Annotated in this window: 19 protein-coding genes; 14 read left to right on the top strand and 5 right to left on the bottom strand. The window is 74.7% G+C overall.

Features of this window, described 5'->3' with window-relative positions; translation table 11 throughout:
- Positions 1–145: 145 nt before the first annotated feature.
- Positions 146–613 (bottom strand): ArsI/CadI family heavy metal resistance metalloenzyme, encoded by a 468-nt coding sequence (locus ACZ2G1_RS04135; RefSeq protein WP_017834630.1) that lies wholly within the window; start codon positions 611–613, stop codon positions 146–148.
- Positions 614–866: 253 nt separating this feature from the next.
- On the opposite strand from ACZ2G1_RS04135, the gene ACZ2G1_RS04130 reads away from it, so the two are divergent.
- From ACZ2G1_RS04130 to ACZ2G1_RS04090, 9 genes are all read left to right on the top strand, one after another.
- Positions 867–1,097, top strand: coding sequence for a hypothetical protein (locus tag ACZ2G1_RS04130; protein ID WP_017834631.1), 231 nt, complete (start codon positions 867–869; stop codon positions 1,095–1,097).
- A gap of 67 nt (positions 1,098–1,164) precedes the next feature.
- Entirely contained in the window at positions 1,165–2,454 is a 1,290-nt protein-coding gene (locus ACZ2G1_RS04125; RefSeq protein ID WP_284563674.1) for an aminotransferase class V-fold PLP-dependent enzyme, read from the top strand.
- On the top strand, positions 2,451–2,915 hold the full coding sequence (gene sufU / locus ACZ2G1_RS04120; RefSeq protein WP_035929092.1) for a Fe-S cluster assembly sulfur transfer protein SufU: 465 nt from the start codon (positions 2,451–2,453) through the stop codon (positions 2,913–2,915). Before ACZ2G1_RS04125 ends, sufU begins: the two co-directional genes overlap by 4 nt.
- Positions 2,916–3,012: 97 nt before the next feature.
- The gene (locus ACZ2G1_RS04115; RefSeq protein WP_017834634.1) at positions 3,013–3,864 is read left to right on the top strand and encodes a Rieske (2Fe-2S) protein; all 852 of its coding nucleotides are present in this window, start codon (positions 3,013–3,015) and stop codon (positions 3,862–3,864) included.
- Between the two features lie 60 nt (positions 3,865–3,924).
- Positions 3,925–4,932: an MsnO8 family LLM class oxidoreductase gene (locus ACZ2G1_RS04110; protein ID WP_035929088.1), complete on the top strand. Its 1,008-nt coding sequence runs from the start codon at positions 3,925–3,927 to the stop codon at positions 4,930–4,932.
- A gap of 60 nt (positions 4,933–4,992) precedes the next feature.
- The gene (locus ACZ2G1_RS04105) at positions 4,993–5,562 is read left to right on the top strand and encodes a nucleosidase (protein WP_470377507.1); all 570 of its coding nucleotides are present in this window, start codon (positions 4,993–4,995) and stop codon (positions 5,560–5,562) included.
- A gap of 44 nt (positions 5,563–5,606) precedes the next feature.
- Positions 5,607–6,323, top strand: a complete 717-nt coding sequence (locus ACZ2G1_RS04100) for a lipoate--protein ligase family protein (protein ID WP_017834637.1) — start codon at positions 5,607–5,609, stop codon at positions 6,321–6,323.
- A 38-nt stretch (positions 6,324–6,361) separates the two neighbouring features.
- A complete protein-coding gene (locus ACZ2G1_RS04095; RefSeq protein ID WP_095650498.1) occupies positions 6,362–7,195 on the top strand; it encodes an SOS response-associated peptidase in 834 nt (277 codons plus the stop codon).
- A gap of 14 nt (positions 7,196–7,209) precedes the next feature.
- Positions 7,210–7,611 carry a pyridoxamine 5'-phosphate oxidase family protein gene (locus ACZ2G1_RS04090; protein WP_017834639.1) on the top strand — a complete coding sequence of 134 codons (402 nt, stop codon included), beginning with the start codon at positions 7,210–7,212 and terminating at the stop codon, positions 7,609–7,611.
- A 124-nt stretch (positions 7,612–7,735) separates the two neighbouring features.
- On the opposite strand, the gene ACZ2G1_RS04085 is transcribed toward ACZ2G1_RS04090, so the two are convergent.
- Positions 7,736–8,239, bottom strand: a complete 504-nt coding sequence (locus tag ACZ2G1_RS04085) for a GNAT family N-acetyltransferase (RefSeq protein WP_017834640.1) — start codon at positions 8,237–8,239, stop codon at positions 7,736–7,738.
- 301 nt (positions 8,240–8,540) lie between these two features.
- On the opposite strand from ACZ2G1_RS04085, the gene ACZ2G1_RS04080 reads away from it, so the two are divergent.
- From ACZ2G1_RS04080 to ACZ2G1_RS04070, 3 genes are all read left to right on the top strand, one after another.
- Entirely contained in the window at positions 8,541–8,864 is a 324-nt protein-coding gene (locus tag ACZ2G1_RS04080; RefSeq protein WP_017834641.1) for a DUF6504 family protein, read from the top strand.
- 79 nt (positions 8,865–8,943) lie between these two features.
- Positions 8,944–9,783 (top strand): fumarylacetoacetate hydrolase family protein, encoded by an 840-nt coding sequence (locus tag ACZ2G1_RS04075; RefSeq protein WP_035929081.1) that lies wholly within the window; start codon positions 8,944–8,946, stop codon positions 9,781–9,783.
- Positions 9,784–9,913: 130 nt separating this feature from the next.
- The gene (locus ACZ2G1_RS04070; RefSeq protein WP_368828148.1) at positions 9,914–10,882 is read left to right on the top strand and encodes a TIGR03885 family FMN-dependent LLM class oxidoreductase; all 969 of its coding nucleotides are present in this window, start codon (positions 9,914–9,916) and stop codon (positions 10,880–10,882) included.
- A 38-nt stretch (positions 10,883–10,920) separates the two neighbouring features.
- On the opposite strand, the gene ACZ2G1_RS04065 is transcribed toward ACZ2G1_RS04070, so the two are convergent.
- Positions 10,921–11,493, bottom strand: coding sequence for an MOSC domain-containing protein (locus ACZ2G1_RS04065; RefSeq protein ID WP_017834644.1), 573 nt, complete (start codon positions 11,491–11,493; stop codon positions 10,921–10,923).
- A 255-nt stretch (positions 11,494–11,748) separates the two neighbouring features.
- Here ACZ2G1_RS04065 and ACZ2G1_RS04060 point away from each other — a divergent pair, with 255 nt between their 5' ends.
- Entirely contained in the window at positions 11,749–12,324 is a 576-nt protein-coding gene (locus tag ACZ2G1_RS04060) for a hypothetical protein (RefSeq protein ID WP_109243884.1), read from the top strand.
- 76 nt (positions 12,325–12,400) lie between these two features.
- On the opposite strand, the gene ACZ2G1_RS04055 is transcribed toward ACZ2G1_RS04060, so the two are convergent.
- The gene (locus ACZ2G1_RS04055) at positions 12,401–13,498 is read right to left on the bottom strand and encodes a tartrate dehydrogenase (RefSeq protein WP_109243885.1); all 1,098 of its coding nucleotides are present in this window, start codon (positions 13,496–13,498) and stop codon (positions 12,401–12,403) included.
- 127 nt (positions 13,499–13,625) lie between these two features.
- The gene (locus ACZ2G1_RS04050; RefSeq protein ID WP_109267963.1) at positions 13,626–14,621 is read right to left on the bottom strand and encodes a LysR family transcriptional regulator; all 996 of its coding nucleotides are present in this window, start codon (positions 14,619–14,621) and stop codon (positions 13,626–13,628) included.
- 280 nt (positions 14,622–14,901) lie between these two features.
- Here ACZ2G1_RS04050 and ACZ2G1_RS04045 point away from each other — a divergent pair, with 280 nt between their 5' ends.
- Complete coding sequence (locus ACZ2G1_RS04045; RefSeq protein WP_109243887.1) at positions 14,902–18,285, top strand: DNA polymerase III subunit alpha; 3,384 nt, start codon at positions 14,902–14,904, stop codon at positions 18,283–18,285.
- Positions 18,286–18,315 lie beyond the last annotated feature (30 nt).

The raw sequence follows: 18,315 nt of genomic DNA, 5'->3' as shown, positions 1-18,315 counted from the left end.
GCCATTGGACGGCCCGGTCCACGGGGCTGTCCCGGCCACCACCCCGGCCACTGCTCCGGTCACCGCTCCGGCGGTGCGGCGAGGGCTGTCCTGCGCCCGCCGCGGTCGGCGGCACCCGCCGGAGTCGCCGACCGCGGCGGGGCCGTCACGGGCTGACGGGCTCCGGCCGGGGGTCGGAGGTGCAGCACGAGCCGTCGCCGCCCACCTCGGAGAGCTCCCGGCCGGTCCTGCCCTCCAGGTCGGGCCGGGCGTCGGCGGTGACGGTGTAGACCTCCCACGGCTCCCGGCCCGGTCCGGTCACCCAGACCTTGTCCTGGACGGCGTAGCAGCAGGTGGTCTGCTCCTCCGGGCGGGTGGCCAGGCCGGCGTCGGCCAGGCGCTGCGCGGCCGCCTCGACGATCTCGGTGCTCTCCACCTCCACGCCGAGGTGGTCCATGCGGGTGTCGTCACCGGGTTCGCCCTCCAGCAGCACGAGCTTCAGCGGCGGCTCCGCGATGGCGAAGTTGGCGTAGCCCGGGCGCCGTTTGGCCGGGGCCGTGCGGAACAGGGTGGAGTAGAACTCGATGGAGCGCTCGAGGTCGGCCACACGCAGGGCGAGCTGGACTCTGGACATGACGGGTTCCTTTCGGGTGCGACGAACGCTCCTTGGTATCGACGTTCGTCTATGTGGAAGAGTGCCACCAGCATCGATGGCCGTCAATACGTTCGGGCGTTCTCCTGACAGGCCGTTCACCCGGTCGGACCGGGGCCGCCGTCGCCCCGTAGCGCCGGCTGTGACTCCTCGCGCACCGTTCCGGGTTCGCCTTCCGCGGACCGGCGGGAGATCATGGGGGGAGACGGCCCGGCCCGCCACCCGGAAGGACACCATGCGCAAGCACCAGCACGCCGACGACGACGAGCCCCGGCGCAGCCTGTTCCGGCGCTTCGACGACTTCGCCATGCGGTTCTACGGGCCCGCCGTGCGCAGTCCCCGCGACCTCCGGGGCCAGGACCAGCCCAGCGAGCAGACGCAGCAGTGGTACCAGGACCTGCAGGACGAGTTCGTGGTCGAGAAGGACGCGAACGGCAACACCTATCTGCGCCCCCGCCACCGGTAGCCCGCCCGTGACGCCGGGAGGCGTCCGGCCGGAGAACCCCGGGGCCCGGGCCGTACAGTGTCGGAGCATGGAAGGAAACCACGTGCTGCCCCTGACCGATCCCGAGGTGCGTGCGCTGCGGGAGGACTTCCCGCTGCTGACGAACAGCCCGTCGGTCTACCTGGACTCCGGGGCGACCTCGCAGAAGCCCCTGGCCGTCCTGGACGCCGAGCGGGACTTCTACCTGCACCGCAACGCCGCGGTCCACCGCGGCGCCCACGCCCTGGCCGTGGAGGCCACCGACGCCTACGAGGAGGCCCGCCGGGTGGTGGCCGGCTTCGTGGGCGGCACCGAGCGGGAGCTGGTGTGGACCTCCAACGCCACCGAGGCGATCAACCTGATCACCTACTCCTTCTCCAACGCCTCGGCCGGACGCGGGGGGCAGGACGCCGCCCGCTTCCGGCTGGGCCCCGGCGACGAGATCGTCACCACGGAGGCCGAGCACCACGCCAACCTCATCCCGTGGCAGGAGCTGGCCGCCCGCACCGGGGCCGCCCTGCGCTGGATCCCCGTCGATGAGACCGGCGCCCTCGATCTCGGGGCCGCTGTCGAGGTCATCGGCGAGCGCACCCGGGTGGTGGCCTTCAGCCACGTCTCCAACGTCACCGGTGCGATCACCGACGTCGCCCGTCTCGTCGAGCTGGCCCGGGCGGCGGAGGCACTGACCGTGCTGGACGCCTGTCAGTCGGTGCCGCACCTGCCCGTGGACCTCCCCGCCCTGGGGGTCGACTTCGCGGTGTTCTCCGGGCACAAGATGCTCGGTCCCACCGGCATCGGAGCGCTGTGGGGGCGGTCCGAGCTGCTGGACGCGATGCCCCCGTTCCTCACCGGCGGATCCATGATCACGAAGGTCACGATGGAGTCCGCCCGCTACCTGCCGGCCCCCACCCGCTTCGAGGCCGGCACCCAGCGGGTCGCCCAGGCCGTGGGCCTGGCCGAGGCGGTGCGCTACCTGCAGGGCATCGGGATGGAGCGGGTCGCCGCCCACGAGCACGAGCTGGGGCAGCGGCTCGCGGCCGGTCTCGGACAGCTGGAGGGGGTCCGGCTGATCGGCCCGCCCCCGAGCGCCGAACGGGTGGGTCTGGCGGCCGTGGACGTGGCGGGGGTGCACGCCCACGACGTCGGGCAGGTGCTGGACTCCGCCGGGGTGGCCGTGCGGGTGGGCCACCACTGCGCCCAGCCGCTGCACCGGGCGCTGGGGCTGACCGCCAGCACGCGGGCCAGCGCTTACCTGTACAACACCACCGCCGACGTCGACCGGTTCCTGGCCGAGCTCGCCGGGGTCCGCGGCTACTTCCGCTTGGAGAACACGCGATGAGCGCGCTGGACGGGATGTACCAGGAGGTCATCCTCGACCACGCCAAGCGGCGCTCCGGCGAGGGCCTGGCCGCCCCGGCACCCGGGCACGGGGCCGGGGAGTCCCACCAGTACAACCCCACATGCGGCGACGAGATCACCGTGCGGGTCGAGCTCGCGACCGGCCCCGGGGACGCGGAGCCGGTGGTGACCCGACTCAGCTGGGAGGGCGAGGGCTGCTCGATCTCCATGGCCGCGGCCTCCGTGCTGGCCGAGACCGCCCCCGGGATGACGCGGGCCGAGCTGGTGGAAATGATCGGCGCGTTCCGGGACCTCCTGCGCTCGCGGGGCACCGTGGTCCCCGACGAGGAGGTCCTCGGCGACGCCGCCGCCTTCGCCGGGGTCTCCCGGTTCGTGGCCCGCGTCAAGTGCGCCATGCTCGGCTGGGTCGCCGCCGAGGAGGCCCTCGACCGCGCCGGCTGAACGGCTCCCGGCGCCACCGGTCTTCACACACCAGGACGTCCTTGTCCCGCCCGGCGCGGGGTGGGACACTGACCGCCCCGGCGCTGAGGAGGCGGTCATGACACAGCTCGAGGACCTGGTGGCCCGCGTGGAGACGTGGAAGGCGCTGGACCGGGTGGCCGAGCCCCTGGCCCGCGCCGTGGGCCGGGCGGTGCGGCCCACGCCGGTGCGCAACGTGCTGAGCGGCACAGTGATCGGGCACCCCTTGCACCCCCTCCTCACCGACGTCCCGATCGGTGCGTGGACCATGGCGGCGGTGCTGGACCTGGCCGGCGGCCCCAGAACGGCCCGCGCCGCCGACGTGCTCGTGGCCGCGGGGCTGGCCGCCGCCGTCCCCACGGCGGCGACCGGGCTCAACGACTGGTCCGACACCCAGGGCGCCGACCGGCGCATCGGTCTGGTGCACGCGACCGCCAACAGCGTGGCCCTGACGTTCTACGCGGCCTCGCTCGCCGCCCGGCTCCGGGGCCGGCGCGGCGCCGGCAGGGCCCTCGCCCTGGTCGGCTACGGCTGCGTCACGGGCGGGGGCTACCTGGGCGGCCACCTCGTCTTCGCGCGGGGCGTCAACGTCAACCGCACCGCCTGGCGGAGAGGCCCACGGCGGTGGACCGACGTCCTCGCCGACGCCGAGCTCGCCGCCGGCGAGCACCGACGGGTGCCGGCCGGCAGCGTCTCGGTGCTGCTCGTCCGCGACGGGGACCGGGTCGAGGCCCTCGACAGCGTCTGCAGCCACCTGGGCGGCCCGCTCGAGGAGGGGACGGTCGACGGCGGCTGCGTCACCTGCCCCTGGCACGGCAGCACCTTCCGGCTCGCGGACGGCGCCGTGGTCCGCGGACCGGCGACCGCCGCGCAGCCCAGCTACGAGACCCGCGTCGAGGAGGGACGGATCCAGGTCCGGCGCCGGCCCTGACCGTCCCGGACTCCGGCAGCGGCCCGGAATGCTTCCGGCGCCGCCCGGGTTGTGCGCACCATGGCCCTCTCCGACGTCCCGCTCTCCCTCCTCGACCGCGCCAACACCCGGGACGGCTCCACGGAGGCCGAGGACCTCGCCCGCGTCCTGGAGCGGGCCGAGCGCGCGGAGGAGCTGGGCTACCACCGGTTCTGGGTGGCCGAGCACCACGCGGTGCCCGGGATCGCCGGGTCCGCGCCGGCGGTGCTGATGGCCGCTCTGGCCGCCCGGACCCGACGTCTCCGGATCGGCTCCGGCGGGATCATGCTCCCCAACCACCAGCCCCTCGTGGTCGCCGAGCAGGCCGCCACCCTCGAGGCCCTGCACCCCGGCCGGATCGACCTCGGCGTGGGCCGCTCCCTCGGCTTCACCGCCGCGGTCCGGGACGCGCTGCGCACCGGCAAGGAGGCCGCGGACCGCTTCGGGGACGACCTGGCCGAGCTGCTCGCGCACCTCTCCGGCGCGGCCCCGGTGACCGCCCGGCCCCGCAACCACGCCGCCACGCCGGTCTTCGTCCTGGCGACCGGCGCCGGGGTGGAGACCGCGGCCCGGGCGGGACTCGCCGTGGTGCTCGGCGGCCCGGCGATCTTCCGCGAGGGCCCCGGCGGCGGCGCCGCGGTGCTCGAGCGGTACCGCGCGCAGTTCCGCCCGTCGTCGTGGTGGCCGGAGCCCTACGCGGTGGTCTCGGCGAACGTCGCGGTGGCGCGGACCCGCGCGGCCGCCCGTGAACTGCTGCTGCCCGAGGCCCGCGCCCTGGCCGCCTCCCGCACGCGGGGCGAGTTCCCGCCCCTGGCGCCCGCACGGCCCGCGGAGCCGGACGGGCTCACGGCCCGGGAGCGGGCCCTCGTGCAGGAGACCCTCACGTCCTCCGTCCACGGCACGGCCCCGGAGGTCCGGGACCAGCTGGAACGGCTGCTCGCGCGCACCGGGGCGGACGAGCTGCTCGTGACGGGTGGCGCGCACGATCTCGACGCCCAGGCGGACTCCGACCGGCGGCTCGCCGCGCTGTTCACCACCCGCCCGGCCTGACCTCCCCGCCGGGAGGTCAGGCCGGGCGGGAGCGGGAGGGAGTGCGGATAGAGTGACGGGGTGCCACAGCTGCTCGTTCTCGCCGCCCACCCCCTGGAGACCAAGTACTTCCCGGAGGACATCGACCTGGTCCTGACCGGTGTCGGGATGTCGGCCGCGGCGGTGCGCACCACCGAGGCGGTGCTGACCCGCTGCCCGGACCCCGCGCGCCGGGCGGAGCTGACGGTGCTCAACATCGGCAGCGCCGGCGCCCTGAAGCACGGGCTGACCGGGGTGCTCGAGCCCTCCCGGATGATCAACCGGGACGTGGACGAGGAGCTGCTGCGCGCGGCCGGGATCCCCGTGGACAACGTCATCGAGCTCGGCGGCGACGGCCCCGTGCTCGCCACCGGGGACTCCTTCGTGGCCGGCGGACCCGCCCGGGACGCCCTGGCCGCCCGGGCGGACCTCGTGGACATGGAGGGCTGGGCGATCGCGGTGGCCTGCCGGCACCTGGGCGTGCCGCTGCGGATGGTCAAGCACGTCTCGGACGCCGCCGACGAGGAGGCGGTCGCGTGGGCCGAGAAGGTCGAGCTCAGCGCCCTGGCCCTGGGGCGCTGGTTCCGCGGCAGCGGGATCACCGGGGCGTGACCTGCCGCAGGACCGTCCGGATCCGCCACTAGACTGGGGCCAGCATGAAACTTCTCCGCCAGCGCGAGTCCCTGGGCGCCCAGCAGGACTACGAGAGCGCCATGACCCTCCTCGCCGACGTGCGCCGCAGCGGGCCCGTCCTGCGCCTGTACGAACCGGCCCCCACGGTCGCCTTCGGCCGCCGGGACGAGCTGCGCCCGGGCTTCCCCGACGCCGCCCGGGCCGCCCGCGAGAGCGGGTTCGAGCCCCTGGTCCGCAAGGTGGGGGGCCGCGCCGCGGCCTACCACGGCGGGTGCCTGATCATCGACCACCTCGAGGCCGCCGAGGACCCCACCTCGGGCATCCAGGACCGCTACCGGCTCTTCGGCGACATGATCGTGGCCGCCCTGGAGGAGCTCGAGGTCGAGGCCGACGTCGGCGAGATCCCGGGCGAGTACTGTGCCGGCGAGCACAGCGTGCACGGGACACACCCGGCGTCGTCGTCCACCCCGGGCCGGAAGGTGAAGCTGGCCGGGACGGCCCAGCGGGTGGTCGCGGGCGCCTGGTACTTCAGCACCGTGCTCGTGGTCGAGCAGTCCGAGCCCATCCGCTCGGTGCTCACCGACGTCTACTCGGCCCTCGACCTGGACTGGGACCCGGCCACCGCCGGGGCCGTGGACGACCTGCGCCCGGGCACCACCGTGGCCGACGTGGAGCGCGGGATCCGCAAGGTGTACGGCATGTACTCCCGGTACCTGGGGTACGGGCCGCTCACCGACTGAGCCCCGGCCGCGGGCCGGGCAGACCGAGGAGGCAGCAGATGTGCGGACGCTACGTCATCGCCCGGGCCGTGGGCGACCTCGTCGCCGCGACCGGGGCGGTCCCGGACGAGAGCCTGGGCGAGGCCGACACCGAGCGGCTGCGGGCCAACTGGAACACCGCGCCCACCACCGACGTGCCGATCGTCCTGGAACGCCTCACCGGCGGGAACGGCCGGGACGACGGGGAGCTGGTGCGCGAGCTGCACGTGGCCCGCTGGGGACTGGTCCCGGGCTGGGCCAAGGACCCGGCGGTCGGGTCGAAGATGTTCAACGCCCGCTCGGAGACCGTCCTCGAGAAGCCGTCCTTCCGCAAGGCGGTCCGGGCCCGCCGGTGCGCGGTCCCGGCCAACGGCTACTACGAGTGGAAGAAGGAGCCCGGCGCCGGGAAGGGCGGGCGCAAGCAGCCCTACTACGTCCACCCGGCCGATCCGGAGGAGACCATCTGGTTCGCCGGGATCTACGAGTGGTGGCGGGTGCCCGAGGGCACGGAGCTGCACTCCGCGGCCCTGCAGCCGGGCAGGGACGGCGGCGGGAGCACCTGGTTGCTGTCCTGCTCCATCCTCACCACCGACTCCCCGGAGCCCTCCGACGAGCACCCCGTGCTCACGGAGCTGCACGGTCTGCACGACCGGATGCCGATCCCGCTGGCGCCCGAGCACGTGGGGGACTGGCTGCGCCCCGGGGAGGACGACGCCCCGCAGCTCGTGGACCTGGTCCGGGCCGAGGCGCACCGGACGGCCGCCCGCTGGGTGCTCGACCCGGTGGGCCCGGCGGTCGGCAACGTGCGCAACAACTCCCCGGAGCTCGTCGAGCCGCAGCGGAGCCTGTTCTGAGCCCCCGGGAGCCCGTGGACCGGGTCACCGCCTTCGTCCGCGCCCACGGCGGCGGGGTCGTGGCGACCAACAGCGGCGCCGGCTGCCCCGAGTCCGCGTGGATCAACCTCGCGGCCCTCGGGGACGGGCGGCTGGTCTTCGGCACGAACGAGCGCAGCCGCAAGTACGCCAACCTCCTCGCCGACCCCCGGGTCTCCCTCGTGGTGGTCTCCGGGACGGGCCAGGAGTTCCAGCTCGAGGGCGAGGCCGCCGTGCTGGAGGGCTCCGCCGCGCAGGACGCCGGCGAGGTGCTGGAGTCCCGGCACCCGGGGGCCACGGACAAGGACAGCACCCGGCTCGTGGCGGTGCGCCCCCGCTGGGCGCGATTCGTCGACATCGCCGCCGATCCCCCCGTCCGGGAGGAGTTCTCGCTCTGAGCCGGTCACAGAAGAGGCCCGGGACCCGCATCGCGGGTCCCGGGCCTCTTCCACGGCCGGGTGCCGGGCCCTGTTCGTGCCGGCGTCCCCTCCGGCGTCCCCCGGTCCGGAGCGCCCGCCGGGCTCAGACGTCGTCCGTCTCGGGGACCCACCGGTTGAAGTCGAGCGTCAGGTAGAGCGCGAGCGCCGCCGCGTTGTCCTCGGCGATCCGCAGGCTGACCTGGTCGTAGCCGTTGTCGTAGAGGGTGCCCATGGCGCAGCGCACCAGCTGCTCGGCCAGGCCCTGGCGGCGGCGGGAGGCCGCCGTGAACAGCTCGAAGATGTAGGGGACGTCAGGGAGGTCGTCGCCGACCCGCCGGGACAGCACGAGCGCGGCGGCCACCACGGTCCCGTCGTCGTCGACCACCACCGGCGAGGCCTCGGGCAGGAAGGGCCCGTACTCCCCGTCGAAGACTCCCCGGATCACCTGGCGGGCCTCCTCCAGACTGGAGACCCCGCCCTGCTCGTAGGAGGAGTAGTAGAGCTGGGCGAGGCTCTCGGCGTCCTCCGGGCCGGACGGACGCAGATTCACCGCGGGCTTCTTGGTGTTCGCCGCGGTGTGGGCGATCAGCGTGATGGTTCCGGTCATGGAAGGCCTCCGTGAGGTCGACGCCGGTTGCTCCGGCGGGGCGGACGAGGGACAGGGGACGTCCGGGAGGGCCGCGCAGGGCAGGCCCTCCGTGCATTCAGCGTATCCATTTCGCTGGGCTTGTCCATGCTTCGCCGTCCTCGATCGCAAAAGTGAACGGCCAGGTCGGAGCGGGGACTTCACGGGAACACCTGTTCCTTTTCCGCGCTCTTCCGGGTTAGCGTGTCGTACAGGTGTTCTAGCTTCCAGGGAACAGGGCGCACCGGGGACGGGCGCCGGGCCGAGGGAGAGAGGAGCCGTCGTGGGTTTCCTGACGGAGAGCGTCGACGTGGACTGCGACACGGACGGGGTGCCGGTGGGCGTGCGCTGGCGCGGGCGGGACTACCTGGTGGCCCAGGGACCCGTGCGCTGGTACGAGCGCCGCGCCTGGTGGTCCGAGGACGCGCGGCTGCCCAAGGACCGGGGGATCGGTGCGGTGGACCAGCAGATGTGGCGGGTCCAGGTGCAGCTGAACACCCGCTCCGAGCTGCTGACCCTCGAGCTCGTCCACACCCTCGACACCGGGCGCTGGCGGCTGCTCGCCGCCACGAGCGCCTCGGGGATCCGCGTGGTGCGCTGCGCGTAGGCCGCCGCGGTGCACCCTCCCGCCGGAGGTGCATAGGATCGTCGGTGGAGACCGCACCGCAGAACGTGAGGGAGCACCCGTGAGACTCGGCACCGTGCGACGAGACGGCACCACCCAGGCCTTCCGGCAGGAGGACGGGCGGACCGTCTACCTCCCCGTCCCCGACGTCGGGGCCCTCCTCGCCGGGGGCGACCTGCGGCTGCCGGGGGAGCCGGGCCCCGCGCCGGCCCCGGAGGACCTGGCGACGCCCGTCCTGCGCCCGGGCAAGATCCTGTGCGCCGGGCTGAACTTCTACGACCACGCGGAGGAGGTCGGTCAGGAGATCCCGGAGCACCCCACGATCTTCGCGAAGTACGCCACCGCGCTCATCGGCCCCACCGACCCCATCGCCATGCCGGAGGAGTCCGAGAAGATCGACTGGGAGGCCGAGCTCACCGTGGTGATCGGCTCGCCCCTGCGCCACGCCACGCCGGACCAGGCGCGGGCCGCGATCGCCGGGTACACCATCATGAACGACATCTCGGTGCGGGACTGGCAGGGCCGGACCTCCGAGTGGTTCCAGGGCAAGAACTTCGACCGCACCACCCCGGTGGGCCCCGTGGTGGTGACCCCCGACGAGATCGACCCCGAGGCGGGACTGGCGATCCGCTGCACCGTGGACGGCGTGCGGCACCAGGACTCCGGCACCGACCGGATGATCTTCTCCGCCGTGGAGCTGGTCGAGTACCTCAGCCGGTTCCTGACCCTCGAGCCCGGGGACCTCGTGGCCTGCGGCACTCCCGCCGGCGTGGGCCTGGCCCAGAAGCCCCGCCGGATCTGGTTGCGGGACGGCCAGGAGGTCGTCACCGAGATCGAGGGCATCGGCGAGCTGCGCAACGTCTGCACCCCCGCCGAGGACCTCCGGGCGGCGGCCGGCTGACCCGGCACCCGTCCCCACCCGGTCCCGTCCTCCCTCTCCTGCTGTCCAGATCCCCGTGACCTGATCCCCGTGACCTGATCCCCGTGACCTGATCCCACTGTCCTGTTCCCGCCTTCGACCGGAGGACCCCATGGCGACGATCGGCTTCCACGCCTCCCACGAGCAGATCCCTCCCGAGCAGCTGCTGCGCGACGTCGAGCACGCCCAGCAGGCCGGCTTCGGCGCCGCCATGTGCTCGGACCACCTCGAGCCATGGTCGCCGCACCAGGGCCACTCCGGGTTCGCCCTGTCCTGGCTGGGCGCCGCCCTGGCCACCACGGACCTGCCCTTCGGGTTCGTGCACGCCCCGGGCCGGCGCTACCACCCCGTGGTCACCGCCCAGGCCACGGCCACCCTCGCCCGCATGTTCCCCGGTCGGATCTGGACCGCCCTGGGCAGCGGGCAGAAGCTCAACGAGCGGGCCGTCACCCCGGACTGGCCGGCCAAGGAGCACCGGCAGCGGTTCCTCGAGAGCAGCTTCGACGCCGTCCGCCGGCTGCACGCGGGCGAGGAGGTGTCCTGCCGCGAGCCGTTCCACGCCGACCGCGCCCGGGTCTGGGACCCGCCGGAGGTCCTGCCCGCCCTGCGCGTGGCCGCGCTCACCCCGGCGACGGTCCGCCGCTTCGCCCCCCTGGCCGACGGGTTCATCACCGTCCAGCAGCCCCTCGAGGACCTGCGCCGGATGCTCGAGGCCTGGCGCGAGGCCGGCGGCACCGGGCGGACCGCGCTGCAGGTGCACCTGAGCTGGGCGCCCTCCCCGGAGCAGGCCCGCGCGATCGCCTTCGACCAGTGGCGCACCAACGTCTTCGACCCCGTGACCATGGCCGAGCTCGCTTCGCCCCAGGACTACCTGCGCAAGGCGGTCCAGGAGGACGTGGGGGATGAGCAGATCGCCGGGGCGGTCAACGTCTCCGCCGACCTCGGCCGGCACGCCCAGTGGCTGCACGAGTACGCCGACCTCGGCTTCGACGAGATCTACCTCCACCACGTGGGGCAGGAGCAGGGCCGCTTCCTCGACGCCTTCGGGGAGACGGTGCTGCCCCAGCTGGCGCAGGCCTGACCCGGCGCGGGCCCGGGCGCCGGTCCCGGGTGGGCGGGCTACGGCAGCCGGGACGGGCGCCGCAGCACGGCCGCGCCGGCCAGCTCCGGCTCGAGCGGTACCGGGCTGTGCAGCACGGCCGGTCCGCGGTGCAGGTCGCCGCTGGACAGCGGCCGGCAGCGCAGGCCCCCTCGCCCCCGCATGGCGGCGTGCGCGCCCGGAGCCAGGACCCGGTCCATCCACACGCAGGGGTGGGCCGGGCGCCCGCCCCGCAGCCGCACGAGGGCGCCCCGGGACTCCAGCGCGAACTCCTCGCCCAGCAGCGGGGCCAGGTGGGCGCCCCGGAGGACCACGTTGCGCCGGGTCAGGAGCGGGTCGAAGGGGTCCGTGCCCAGGTCCGCGGCCATAGCCTCGAGCGCCTCGACGGCGAGCAGGGTGACGGCGGCGTCCATGTGCGCGGCCTTGCCGAAGAACCGGTCGCCCACCACGCCCTTGCCGGCCACCAGCTCGACCCGCTCGGCGTCTGTGGTGGGGACCTCCGCCGCGCCGTCCCGGGCGCGGCCGAAGTAGGCGTGCGCCGGTGACACGAGCAGGTGCAGGACCTCCACGTCGTACCGATAGGTCGCCGTCATGGCCCACACCCCTCCGTCGTCGCGGCCGCCGGTCCGGCGCCGCCTCGCTGTCGCCGGACCTCAGCATAGGCAGGGCGGGCGACACCGCGGGGCGCCGGGCCGCGCCGCCCGATCTTCCCTGCACCCGGGGAGCGCCCCGCGAGCCTGTCCCCTTTACGGATGCACACCTGGTGTCCGGGGGTGCGCGCGGGCAAGAATGGCAGCGACGGAGGACAGCCGAGGGGCACCGTGGTCCGGACGGGGGAGGGAGGTCGCGTGTCTGCCAGACGCTCCGCCGGGGGACGGTACCGGCTGGCCGGGCCGGCCGGGTCGGCCGTGGTCGTCCTCCTCGTGGTCCAGCTCCTCCTCCGGGGCGTGATCTCCGTGGCGCAGCTCGCGCTCGGAGCGGCGGCGCTCGTCGTCGTCGCGCTGGTGCTCGGCCAGCGGTTCCTCGTCCCCTGGCTGGCGCGCCGGTCCCCGAACCGGCCGCGCATCACCACGACCCGGGCGTGGACGTGCCCGATGCCCCCGGAGGAGGCCCTCGAGCGGATCCGCACGGCGTTCGAGGACCTCGGCCCGGCGGTCCGCTCCCAGGAGTGCTGCGTGGAGGTCTCGGTGGGCTCGGACGTCACCTTCCGCCGGCGCGGGACGGCCTCCGAGTTCGGGTGGCGGGCCCTGCCCCTGCGGGCCACCTTCCGGGTGGTCCCCCGCGGCGGTGGGTCCGAGGTCGCCGCCGACGTGCGGGACGACCTCGGCTGGTACCCCGAGGCGCCCGGCAGGCTCGTGGAGGACGAGATCGACCGCCGCAGCGCCTCCCTGATCGAGCGGGCGATCTGCGCCACGGGACGCTGACCGCCGCGCCCGGCGCGGCGCCGGCCGGTCCCGGGAGGTGTCCCGGGCGGGGCGGGGGCCGGAGGGACGGGAAGCCTCAGGCGGAGGTCAGGGAGGCGGCCAGGGCGTCGACGACGGCCCGGGTGATCTCGGCGGTGTCGGCGGTGCCGCCGATGTCACGGGTGAGGTGCCCGGCGGCGGTGGTGGCCTCGATCGCGGCCTCCACCCGGCGGGCCTCGGCGTGCAGACCGAAGTGGTCCAGCATCAGGGCGGCGCTGGCGATCGCCCCGATCGGGTTGCAGATGCCCTGGCCGGCGATGTCCGGGGCGGTGCCGTGGACGGGCTCGAACATCGAGGGGAACCGGCGCTCCGGGTCGAGGTTCGCACTGGCGGCCAGGCCGAGGCTGCCGGCCAGGGCGGAGCCGAGGTCGGAGAGGATGTCGGCGTTGAGGTTGGAGGCCACCACCACGGAGAGCTCCTCGGGGTGCAGGACGAACTTGGCGCTCATCGCGTCCACCAGCACCGACTCCGTCTGCACGTCGGGGTAGTCGGCGGCGACGCGGGCGAAGACCTCGTCCCACAGCACCATGCCGTACTGCTGGGCGTTGGACTTCGTGACGCTGGAGACCTTCTGCACCGTGCGGGTGCGGGCGAGGTCGAAGGCGAAGCGGATGATGCGCTCGCAGCCCTTCTCCGTGAACAGGGAGGACTGGACGGCGACCTCGTTGCCGGGACCTCGGCCGGCGAGGTTCCGCCCGCCGAGCCCGGCGTACTCGCCCTCGCTGTTCTCCCGCACCACGACCCAGTCCAGTTCGGTGTCGTCGGCCTTGCGCAGCGGGGAGACCACGCCGGGGAGGAAGCGCACGGGGCGGATGTTGGCCCACTGGTCGAAGTTCTGGGTGATGTTCAGCCGCAGCCCCCACAGGGACACGTGGTCGGGGACGTTCTCCCACCCCACGGCGCCGAAGTAGATGGCGTCGAAGTCCTGGAGGGTCTCCAGCCCGTCGGCCGGCATCATCACCCCGTGCTGGGCGTAGTACGCACTGCCCCAGGGGAACTCGGTCCAGTCGAAGGAGAACGCCCCGTTCGACTGCTCGGCCACCGCGTCCAGGACCGTGCGGCCGGCGGCGACGACCTCCGGGCCCACGCCGTCGGCGGGGATCGAGGCGATCGTGAAGACCTGGTGCTCGGCCATGGGGTGCTCTCCTTCTCGGGTGCTCTGGTCGTGGTGTCCGCAGCGCAGTGCGGCACCGGGTTCCAGTAGAGCGCCCCGAGCACCGTGAGGTCCAAGACCGGAATCCCATCCCCCGGATAGGAATCCCCTATGACACGATCCGCGGCGCGTCCTGCGGCGCCGTCCCCTCCGGCCGGCCCGCCCTCTCGGCCCGGTCCGGCGCCGTTCCCTCCGGTGCCCGGGAGCAATCCGCGGCGTGCCGGGCCGCGTGCTCGGCGGCGACCGCCAGGAACGCTCGGGCGGCCGGGGTCAGGTGCGCCGGGCGGCTGAGCACGGCCACGTGCAGCACGGTGACCGGTTCGATCCGCAGCACCCGCAGCCCTGCGGCGCGCGCCAGCGGGGTCCAGGAGGAGGGCAGCACCGCGTGCCCGACCCCTGCCAGCACCAGCGGGAGGACCGAGGTGCGGTGGGCGACCTCGGCGGCGATCTCGACCGGCACCCCGCCGGCCAGGGCGTCGTCGACCAGCCGCCGCATCAGCGAGCCCTGCTGGGAGACGACCACCCGGTGCCCGGCCAGGTCCTCCCGGCGGATGGCGTGCCCGTCACCGAAGGTGTCCGCCTGCGGTGCCACGATCAGCACCAGGGGCTGCTGCTCCAGGTGCATCACCTCGACCTCGGCGGAGCGGAACGGGTGCTCCGAGCCCAGGACGCCGATCTCGGCGCGGCCGGTGCGCACCGCGTCGGCCACCTCCTCGGGGGTGAAGGCCGCGTCCACGCTGACCGTCACGGCCGGGTGGGCCCGCGCGTAGGCGGCGATCATCGACGTGAGCGGTTCGACGCCGGGGGAGGGCATGGCGACCACGTCCAGGCGGCCGCTGCGCACCCCGCGCAGGTCGTCGACGGCGGACCGGGCGGCCTCCAGGTCCCGGACCACCACCCGGGCCGGGCCCACCAGCTCCTCGCCGGCCTCGCTGAGCACCACCCGCCGCCCGATCCGGTGGAACAGCGGCACCCCCAGTTCCCGCTCGAGGCCCTTGATCGTCTGGGACAGGGAGGGCTGGGCGATGAGCAGCTGCTCCGCGGCGCGGGTGAAGCCGCCGTGGTCCACCACGGCCAGGAAGTACATGAGCTGCCGGACGTCCATCGTCGTCTCCTCCTGCGTCCGTGCGGCGGGGGTGCGGGCCCCTCGGTCCTGCCCGTGGGTGCAGGAAACAACATGCCACAGAAGTGCGGCATCCCCCGTCCCGGAACGAGGGCGTCCCCGTGCGCGGCGCCCCTGCGGGCCGTGGGCGGATCGTGTCCCGCCCGGGTCCGGCGTCCTCCTGGGCCGGCGTGCGCCGCCACGGACGCCCAGGAGCCGGAGTTCTCGCGGCCCCGGCGGTTTGCAATTGACTTAAGATTCGAACACGTATTCGAATGGGGGCGTGAGCTTTCCGCACCTGCACGTCGCCACCGCCTTCAGCGCCCACTTCGGGGTCAGCCGACCTGCCGTCCTGGCGGCCGCCGCCGCGGCGGACGGCGCGGACGCGCTCGCCTGCACCGACCGGGACGGGCTCTACGGCGCGATCAAGCACCTGGGCGCGTGCCGGGAGCACGGCATCGACCCGGTCCTGGGGGCCGACCTCGCCCTGCTGGACCCCGGCCGCGAGCGCGCCCTCGGCCGCGTGGTGGTCCTGGCGGCCGGCGGCACCGCCGGTGCGGGCTACGCCGCCCTGTGCCGGCTCGTCTCCACCGCCCACGCCGCAGCGGGCCCGCCCGGGGTGACCGCCGCCGAGATCGCGGCCGCCGCACACTCGCCCCGGCACGGGGAGCCGGTCCTGACCGTCCTGCTCGGGCCCTCCTCCGACGTCGGGCAGGAGCTCGCGGCCCGCCGCTACCGCACCGGGCGCGCCGCCCTGGCCCGGTGGCGGACCCTGCTCCCCGCACCGGCGCTCGCCGTGGAGGTGGTCTCGCACCTCGCCGCCCCCGGCACGGCGTGCAGCACCTCCCACGCGGCCCGGATGCTGCGCGCCGCCCTCGAGGCGGGGCTGACCCCCGTGCTGACCAACGCGGTGCGCTACGCCACGCCCGCCGAGGCCGCCACCGCCGACGTCCTCGACGCCGCCCGCGCCCTCACCCCGCTCGAGACCCTCGGGGCGCGCGCCGGCCACGCCCCCGGCGGCAGGGCCACCGGGCGGACCGGGACGTCCCGACGGACGACGGCGCCGGAGCCGCTGCAGCCCAACGGCCAGGGCTGGCTCAAGTCCGCCCGGCAGATGCGCGCGCTCGCCGCGGAGATCGCCCGGGCCGCGGACCTCGGCGCGGCCGGGGCCGCGGCCCTGCTGGCGGGCACCCAGCGGGTGGCCGACCGGTGCCGGCTGGACCCGGTCGCCGACTGCGGCTGGGGGCGGCCGGTGGTGCCCGAGGCCTCCGTGCTGGGCCTGGACCGGCCGGCGCCCGCAGAGCTGCGGGCCCGGTGCGAGACGGGGCTGGGCCGCCGCTACCCGGGCCGCCGCATGACACGGGCCGTGCGGGACCGGCTGGAGCAGGAGCTGGGGGTGATCGAGGACCTCGGCTTCGCCTCCTACTTCCTCACCGTGGCCGAGGTCTCGGCGATGATCGGGCAGATGGGGGTCCGCCACGCCGCCCGCGGCTCGGGGGTGTCCTCGCTCGTCAACTATCTGCTCGACGTCTCCCAGGTGGACCCGCTCGAGCACGAGCTGCTCTTCGAGCGCTTCCTCTCCAACGACCGCTCGACCCTCCCGGACATCGACATCGATGTCGAGTCGGCCGAGCGCCACCGCGTCTACCGGCGGATCTTCGAGCGCTTCGGCCCCGAACGGGTGAGCCTCATGAGCATGCAGAACGCCTACCGGGCCCGCGGTGCCGTCCGGGACGCCGGGCTGGCGCTCGGCATCGACCCCGAGACCGTGGACGGCGCGGCCAAGCAGCTGTGGCACCTGCCGGCCTCGGCGCTGCGGGAGACCATCGCCCGCCAGCCGGAGCTGCGGGACTTCGCCGAGCAGGTGGCCCAGGAGAAGCAGCTCGACCTCCTCGTGGACCTCACCGAGCGCCTGGACCGGCTGCCCCGACACATCTCCATGCACCCGTGCGGGGTGATCCTGGGGGACCTGAGCCTCCTGGACCGCACCCCGGTGCAGTCCAGTGGGACGGGGATGCCCATGAGCCAGTTCGACAAGCACGACATGGACCCCATGGGCATGCTCAAGCTCGACATCCTCGGCGTGCGGATGCAGTCGGCGCTCGCCCACGCCGTCGACGAGGTGGCCCGCACCCACCCGGACCGGCCCCGCCTGGACCTCGAGGCGATCCCCGTGGACGACGGGAGGACGTTCGAGCTCATCCGCTCGACCCACACCCTGGGGTGCTTCCAGATCGAGTCCCCGGGCCAGCGCGAGCTCATCGGCAAGATGGCGCCCACGAGCTTCCGCGACCTCATCGTGGACATCTCCCTGTTCCGTCCCGGGCCGATGCACTCGGACATGGTGCGCCCCTACCTGGAGCACCGCCACGGCTGGTCCGCGCCCGTCTCGATCCACCCGTCCCTCGACCCGATCCTCGCCGAGACCCACGGCGTGACCGTCTTCCACGAGCAGGTCCTGCGCATCCTCGACACCTTCACCGGATGCGGTCTCGCCCGGGCCGACGAGCTGCGCCGCCGGCTGGGCTCCGAGCGCCAGCTCGAGGTGGAGGAGTTCTTCCGCGAGCGGGCCCGTGCGCGGGACTACCCCCTGGATGTGGTGGACAGGGTCTGGGAGACCCTGGCGGCGTTCGGCTCGTTCGGCTTCTGCAAGGCCCACGGCGCGGCGTTCGCGGTGCCCACCTACCAGTCCGCGTGGCTGAAGGCCCACCACCCGGAGGCGTTCCTCGCGGGGCTGTGGGAGCACGATCCCGGGATGTACCCCAAGCGCCTGCTCGTGGGGGAGGCGCGGCGGATGGGCATCCCCGTCCTGCCCGTGGACGTCAACCGCTCCGACGAGCACTACCGGGTGGAACGGCTCGACGACGACCCCGCCCGCCTGGGCGTGCGCCTGGCCCTCACCGGGATCCACGGGGTCTCCCGGGCCGAGGTCCGCCGGATCGTGGCGGGGCAGCCCTACGCCTCGCTCGCCGAGCTGCGGCAGCGGGCCCGTCCCGCCCGGCGCACCCTCGAGCGTCTCGCCGCCGTGGGGGCCTTCGACGGCCTGCTGCGCCGCTCCGGCGGCCCCGCGTCCCGCGCCGACCTTGTGCACGCCCTGCGGGCCCGGGCGGACAGCGGCCGGCCCGCCCGGCCGGCCGGGGAGGTCGAGGGACAGCTGGCCCTTCCGCTCGGGGACCTCGAGCTGCGCGCCCTACCCGCGGAGCGCCCCGAGCCCACCCTGGCGGAGAAGGTCCGCACCGAGCTGGACCTGCTCGCGGTGGACGTCTCGGCGCACCTGCTGGAGAGCTGGGCGCCCCTGCTCGGCGAGCTCGGGGTCACGCCCGCGGAGCGGCTGCTGGAGCTGCGCAACCGGTCCGAGGTGCTCGTGGCGGGGGTGCGGGTCTCGACCATGACCCCGCCCATGCGCAGCGGCCGGCGGGTGGTCTTCGTCAGCCTCGACGACGGCACGGGCGCGGTGGACTGCGCCTTCTTCTCCGACGCCCAGGCCCGCTCGGGGCAGCACCTGTTCGGCACGCGGATGCTGCTGGTGCGGGGCCGGACGCGGCGCACCGGGCCCCGGGGGATCAGCATCAGCGCCGAGCAGGCCTGGGACCTCGCCGACCCCGGAACCCCGGCCGCGGTGCGCGCCGCGGCCCCGCCTAGCCTGCGGGGAGCCGGGGCAGGATGAGCAGGGAGACCGTCCGGATCCAGGGGTTTC

It is taken from the genome of Kocuria sp. KKT182, assembly GCF_055635395.1.
Note: the sequence above shows the minus strand (reverse complement) of the source record. Positions and strands in the feature narration are given on the sequence as shown.

What these genes read in the sequence shown, in the direction of transcription:
- ACZ2G1_RS04135 (WP_017834630.1), bottom strand. Translation starts at nt 613, where the DNA reads ATGTCCAGAGTCCAGCTCGCCCTGCGTGTGGCCGACCTCGAGCGCTCC.
- ACZ2G1_RS04130 (WP_017834631.1), top strand. Translation starts at nt 867, where the DNA reads ATGCGCAAGCACCAGCACGCCGACGACGACGAGCCCCGGCGCAGCCTG.
- ACZ2G1_RS04125 (WP_284563674.1), top strand. Translation starts at nt 1,165, where the DNA reads ATGGAAGGAAACCACGTGCTGCCCCTGACCGATCCCGAGGTGCGTGCG.
- sufU (WP_035929092.1), top strand. Translation starts at nt 2,451, where the DNA reads ATGAGCGCGCTGGACGGGATGTACCAGGAGGTCATCCTCGACCACGCC.
- ACZ2G1_RS04115 (WP_017834634.1), top strand. Translation starts at nt 3,013, where the DNA reads ATGACACAGCTCGAGGACCTGGTGGCCCGCGTGGAGACGTGGAAGGCG.
- ACZ2G1_RS04110 (WP_035929088.1), top strand. Translation starts at nt 3,925, where the DNA reads ATGGCCCTCTCCGACGTCCCGCTCTCCCTCCTCGACCGCGCCAACACC.
- ACZ2G1_RS04100 (WP_017834637.1), top strand. Translation starts at nt 5,607, where the DNA reads ATGAAACTTCTCCGCCAGCGCGAGTCCCTGGGCGCCCAGCAGGACTAC.
- ACZ2G1_RS04095 (WP_095650498.1), top strand. Translation starts at nt 6,362, where the DNA reads ATGTGCGGACGCTACGTCATCGCCCGGGCCGTGGGCGACCTCGTCGCC.
- ACZ2G1_RS04085 (WP_017834640.1), bottom strand. Translation starts at nt 8,239, where the DNA reads ATGACCGGAACCATCACGCTGATCGCCCACACCGCGGCGAACACCAAG.
- ACZ2G1_RS04070 (WP_368828148.1), top strand. Translation starts at nt 9,914, where the DNA reads ATGGCGACGATCGGCTTCCACGCCTCCCACGAGCAGATCCCTCCCGAG.
- ACZ2G1_RS04065 (WP_017834644.1), bottom strand. Translation starts at nt 11,493, where the DNA reads ATGACGGCGACCTATCGGTACGACGTGGAGGTCCTGCACCTGCTCGTG.
- ACZ2G1_RS04055 (WP_109243885.1), bottom strand. Translation starts at nt 13,498, where the DNA reads ATGGCCGAGCACCAGGTCTTCACGATCGCCTCGATCCCCGCCGACGGC.
- ACZ2G1_RS04050 (WP_109267963.1), bottom strand. Translation starts at nt 14,621, where the DNA reads ATGGACGTCCGGCAGCTCATGTACTTCCTGGCCGTGGTGGACCACGGC.